At 70.1% G+C, this 5,068-nt stretch carries 6 protein-coding genes; 3 read left to right on the top strand and 3 right to left on the bottom strand.

The annotated features are described in order from the left end of the window. Positions 1-789, top strand: a 789-nt coding sequence (locus ACOJSF_RS01140; RefSeq protein WP_420140407.1) for a glycosyltransferase, incomplete at its 5' end; no start/stop codon positions are given. A 13-nt stretch (positions 790-802) separates the two neighbouring features. Here ACOJSF_RS01140 and ACOJSF_RS01135 read toward each other — a convergent pair. Next, on the bottom strand, positions 803-1,714 hold the full coding sequence (locus ACOJSF_RS01135) for a LysR family transcriptional regulator (protein ID WP_420140406.1): 912 nt from the start codon (positions 1,712-1,714) through the stop codon (positions 803-805). A gap of 89 nt (positions 1,715-1,803) precedes the next feature. Here ACOJSF_RS01135 and ACOJSF_RS01130 point away from each other — a divergent pair, with 89 nt between their 5' ends. Beyond that, a complete protein-coding gene (locus tag ACOJSF_RS01130; protein WP_420140405.1) occupies positions 1,804-2,628 on the top strand; it encodes an SDR family oxidoreductase in 825 nt (274 codons plus the stop codon). Next, a complete protein-coding gene (locus tag ACOJSF_RS01125; RefSeq protein WP_420140404.1) occupies positions 2,625-3,122 on the top strand; it encodes a lipocalin-like domain-containing protein in 498 nt (165 codons plus the stop codon). Before ACOJSF_RS01130 ends, ACOJSF_RS01125 begins: the two co-directional genes overlap by 4 nt. Before the next feature lie 24 nt (positions 3,123-3,146). On the opposite strand, the gene ACOJSF_RS01120 is transcribed toward ACOJSF_RS01125, so the two are convergent. Together ACOJSF_RS01120 and ACOJSF_RS01115 are read right to left on the bottom strand one after the other, a co-directional pair. Then, positions 3,147-3,482: a YbaB/EbfC family nucleoid-associated protein gene (locus ACOJSF_RS01120; RefSeq protein WP_420140403.1), complete on the bottom strand. Its 336-nt coding sequence runs from the start codon at positions 3,480-3,482 to the stop codon at positions 3,147-3,149. Further along, positions 3,479-5,068: DNA polymerase III subunit gamma/tau (locus ACOJSF_RS01115; RefSeq protein ID WP_420140402.1), on the bottom strand; the 1,590-nt coding region annotated here is incomplete at its 5' end. The genes ACOJSF_RS01115 and ACOJSF_RS01120, both read right to left, overlap by 4 nt.

The following is a 5,068-nucleotide window of genomic DNA, read 5'->3' as shown; positions in this document are numbered from 1 at the left end:
CTCGACGGGCGCGGCCTCGCCTTCGTCCAGATGATCGACGGCGATTGCGAGCTCGACGCGCGCTGGGTCGATGCCGCGCTGGCCGCTTTCGCCCGCGAGGACGATCTGGCGGTCGTGTTCGGCCGGCGGCGCGAACGCTTTCCCGAACGCAGCATCTACAACCAGCTCTGCGACGAGGAATGGAACGTGCCCGTAGGCGAGGCGCGCGCCTGCGGCGGGGACGCCCTGTTCCGGATCGGTCCGTTGACCGACGCGGGCGGCTATAACGACGCGATCATCGCGGGCGAGGAACCCGATCTGTGCCTGCGCCTGCGCCAGCGCGGCTGGCGCATTCGGCGGATCGACGCGGAAATGACGCGCCACGACGCGGCGATGACGCGCTTTTCGCAATGGTGGCGGCGCACCAAGCGCAGTGGCCACGCCTTTGCCGAACTGCTCCACCGTCATGGCGAAAAGGCCGATCCGCGCTGGCGCAAGCAGGTCAAGAGTATCATCGTGTGGGGCGGCGCGATCCCGGCGGCGATCGTGCTGCTCGCGCTCGGCGCGTTGGCGCTGCCGGCGCTCGGGCTCGGCGCGCTCGCTTTGCTGATGCTCTACCCGCTGCAGGTCGCGCGGCTGACCGCCTACAAGCGCAAGGCCGGCGCCGCGCCGCGCTTCGCGCTGGCCAGCGCCTTCTTCCTCACCATCGGCAAGATCCCGCAGTTCGCGGGCGTGGTGCGCTATCACCGCGACCGCAATTCCGACCGCAAGCCCCGGATCATCGAATATAAGGGTCCGGAAACGGCGTAAGCGCCGCGCGCCGTCAGGAGCCCCGATCGACCCCTTCGCCTTTGTCGCAGGCGCGCACGATCTCGATGAACGCGCGCAAGGCCGCCGGGGTCTGCCGGCTGCTGGAATGATAGAGGCACAGGCCCGGCAAAGGCGGTGAATAATCGCCCAGCAGCTCGACCAGCCGGCCGTCGTCGATTGCGTCCCTGGCATAGCGCTCGGGCACGAAGGCGATGCCGAGCGCGGCGATCGCCGCCTCGACCATCAACTGGCTGTTGTCGAGCGTAAGCGGCCCCGGCACCTCGATCGCGATGTTTTTCTCCTCGCGCGCGAACTCCCACCGATACGGCTTGCCGCTGGGCAGGCGCTGGCGGATGCAGCGATGGTCGAGCAATGCTTGCGGCGTTTCGGGCCGGCCATGCGCCGCGACATAAGCGGGCGCCGCGACCGCGATGAAGCGCGCGGGCCCGCCGAACGGCACCGCCACCATATCCTGCGGCACCGCCTCCCGCAGTCGCACGCCCGCGTCGAACCCCTCCGCGACGATGTCGACCAGCCGTCCCTCGGTGACCAGGTCGAGCGAGACGCGCGGATGGCGTTCGAGGAACAGAGGCACCGCCGCGCGCAGCAGCCAGCGCGCGCCCCCTTCATTCGCGTTGATCCGCAGCGATCCGGCAATCTCCCCGCTTCCGCCGACCGCATCGAGCATGTCGTCGAGGTCGCGCAGCACCGGCGCCAGCCGCGCGAGCAGTTGCCCGCCCGCTTCGGTCAGCGCCACGCTGCGCGTCGTGCGGTGGAGCAGGCGCGCGCCGAGACGCTGCTCGAGCGAACGCAGGGCGTGACTGAGCGAGGAGCGCGACACCCCCGCCTCATCCGCCGCGCGCCGAAAACTGCGGTGCCGTGCGACCGCGACGAACGCTTTCAGTTCGGGCAGGCCGATGTCCATTGGTGTAAATTCCTCACCATCTCATGCCGATTGCGTTGCCTTATCACACCGATTGGCGGCGCCTAACTGCGACGTGAAGGAAATTTCGCATGAAGACCTGGTTCATCACCGGCGCGTCCTCTGGCCTCGGGCTCGGCATGACCCGCAAGCTCCTCGCGCGCGGCGACGCCGTCGTTGCGGTCGCGCGGCGCGCCGATCCGCTGGCCGAACTCGCCGCCACGCATGGCGGCCGGCTGCGGATCGTCACGCTGGACATCACTGACACGGCCGCCATGCGGCGAGAGGTCGACGCCGCGTTCGCCGCCGCCGGCCGGATCGACGTGGTGGTCAGCAATGCGGGCTACGGCTTGTTCGGCGCCGCCGAGGAAGTGTCCGACGCGCAGATCGAGCGCCAGATCGCGACCAACCTCACCGCATCGATCCAGCTCGTTCGCGCGGTGCTGCCGCATCTGCGCGCGCAGAGCGGTGGGCGGATCCTGCAGGTCTCGTCCGAAGGCGGGCAGATCGCCTACCCCGCCTTCGGCCTCTATCACGCGACCAAGTGGGGCATCGAAGGCTTCATCGAGGCGGTGGCGCAGGAGGTCGCGCCGTTCGACATCACGACAACGCTGATCGAGCCCGGGCCGACCGGAACCGGTTTCGGCGACGCGCTCGACCGCGCGCCCGCGACCGCGCCTTATGAGGATACGCCCGCCGGCGCGGTGCGTCGCGCCATCGCCGACGGCAGCTTCGTCATCACCGGCGATGCCGATCGCACGGTCGACGCGATGATCGTCGCGGGCGACACCGCCCAGCCAAGCCGGCGCGTGACGCTGGGCAGCACGGCCTATGACAATATCGAGCGCGAACTCACCCGCCGGCTCGACGAACTGCGCGCGCAGCGGGCGGTGGCCTATGCGGCGGACCGGCCGTGAAGCGCGCGCTTATGATCGCCGCCGTCATGCTTTCCGGGCGGTCGGCGCTCGCCCAGCCGGCGCCTCGGCCGAAGAACGAGATCGTCGGGACGTGGCGCATGATGTCGGCCCGGCTCGTCGACAATGGACGCGAAACGCTCCCCTACGGGCCGCGTCCCGCCGGCATGCTGGTCTTCACGCCCGACATGCATTTTGTCGAGGTGCTGACCGACCCGTCCGTCCCGCGCTTCGCGTCGGACCGGCGCGGCGGCGGCACCGATGCCGAAAACCGCCGCGCGATGGCGGGCAGCATCGGCTTCTTCGGCACCTACAGCGTCGACGGCAGGGGCCGCTTCTCGGGCAATCGGGTGGAAGGGTCGACCTTCCCCAACTGGGTCGGCGGCGTCCGCACCACGCGCGAGCTGACGATGGTGGTGGAAGGCGATCGCCTGTTCGAGACCTTCACCCGCCCCGACGGCGGCAGGCTGCGCGCCGAATTCCGCCGCGCCCGCTGACCTGCGGCGCGGCGTCGGCCCCGCTCAGAAGGGGAGCTTGAACCCCGGCGGAAGCGGAAGCCCCGCGCTCATCTTGCTCATTTCCTCGCTGCCCGCAGCGTCGGCCTTGGCGCGGGCATCGTTGATCGCGGCCGCGATCAGGTCCTCCAGCATCTGTTTCTCGGCCGGCACGATCAGGCTGTCGTCGATCGACACGCCCAGGATGCGGCCCTTGGCGGTGGCCTTGATCTTGACCAGTCCGCCGCCCGAAACGCCCTCCACCTCGATCTTGTCGAGGCCGGCCTGCGCGTCGGCCATCTGGCCCTGGATGTTCGCCGCCATTTCCTGCGCGGCTTTGAACAGTTCGTTCATGTCCGTCATGATATGCTCCGTGTGTCTTCGATCAGTTCGGCGTCGGGAAAGGCGGCACGCGCCGCCAGCACCATCGGCGCGTTGAGGATATCGTTGCGCGCCGCCTCGGCTGCGGCCTGCTCCTGCTGGAGCAGGCTCGGCTCGGACGGCGCGTCGCGCAGGCTGACCTCCCACGTCGCCTCGGTCAGGCGGCGGAGCGTGGTCGACAGGTCGCGCGCGAAATCGCCCGGCAACGGCTTGACCGGGCGGATCGCCAGCAGCGGCGGATCATAGGCGATCAGCCCGGCATAATCGTGAAGCTGCTGCGACAGTTTGCGCGCGCCCTTCTCGTCCAGCAGCGCGATCAGCGCGGGAAAGTCCGCAGGCAATGGGAGCGCGGGCGGCCCCGGCGCCGCAGGGGCCGGTGCCGGGGGCGTGGCCGATGCAGGCGCGACGGATGAGGGCACGGACGCGGCGGGGGCCGGTGCTGCGGGGGACTGCGGCGCGGAGGCCACCGCGACCTCGCCCGCCTGGATGCGCCGCGCCAGCTCGCCCGGATCGGGAAGCTGGCTCGCATGAACCACGCGCAGCAGCGCCATCTCGGCCGCCTCACGCGGCTGCGGCGCCATGCTCACCTCACCATGGCCCTTGAGCAGGAGCTGCCACAGGCGGTGGAGGCTGGCGAACCCCAGCCGCCCGCTCCACTCGGCATAGGCCTCGCGCTCCTCCACGCTCAGCGCCGGATCGTCGCCATTGCCGACCTTGGCACGCGTCACGCCGTGCACAACCTCCAGCAGCCCGCGCAGCAGCGCCGCCGGCTCGATCCCCAGCGCATGCTGCTGCTCGACAGAGCCGAGCACGCCCGCGACGTCCGCCGCCAGGATCTGCCCGAACAGCCGCCGGATCGCGCCGCGATCGGACAGGCCCAGCATGTCGCGCACTTGCTCCGCGCGTACCCCCTGCCCGTCCATTCCCGCATGCGCGATCGCCTGGTCGAGAATCGATAGGCCGTCGCGCGCCGATCCTTCCGCCGCGCGCGCGATCAGCGCCAGCGCCTCGGGCTCGGCCGTCACGCCCTCCGCCTCGGCCACGTGCGCGAAATGGCGGGCGAGCGATTCGGCCGGGATGCGCTTCAGGTCGAACCGCTGGCAGCGCGACAGCACCGTCACCGGCACCTTGTTCACCTCGGTGGTGGCGAACAGGAACTTCACGTGTGCCGGCGGCTCCTCCAGCGTCTTAAGCAGCCCGTTGAAGGCCGCCTTCGACAGCATGTGGACCTCGTCGATGATGTACACCTTGTAGCGCGCCGACACCGCCGCGTAGCGCACCGCCTCGATGATTTCGCGGATGTCGTCGATGCCGGTGTGGCTCGCGGCGTCCATCTCGACCACGTCGATATGCCGCCCCTCGGCGATCGCGACGCATGGCTCGCACACGCCGCACGGGTCGATCGTCGGCCCGCCCGTCCCGTCAGGACCGATGCAGTTGAGCGCCTTGGCGATCAGTCGCGCGGTGGAGGTCTTGCCCACCCCGCGCACGCCCGTCAGCAGGAAGGCATGCGCCAGCCGGTCGCGCTTGATCGCGTTGCCCAGCGTCTGGACCATCGCGTCCTGCCC

This window comes from Sphingomonas sp. (assembly GCF_048594985.1).
GTDB lineage: Bacteria > Pseudomonadota > Alphaproteobacteria > Sphingomonadales > Sphingomonadaceae > Sphingomonas_I.
This window is presented reverse-complemented; position numbering and strand designations above follow the sequence as displayed.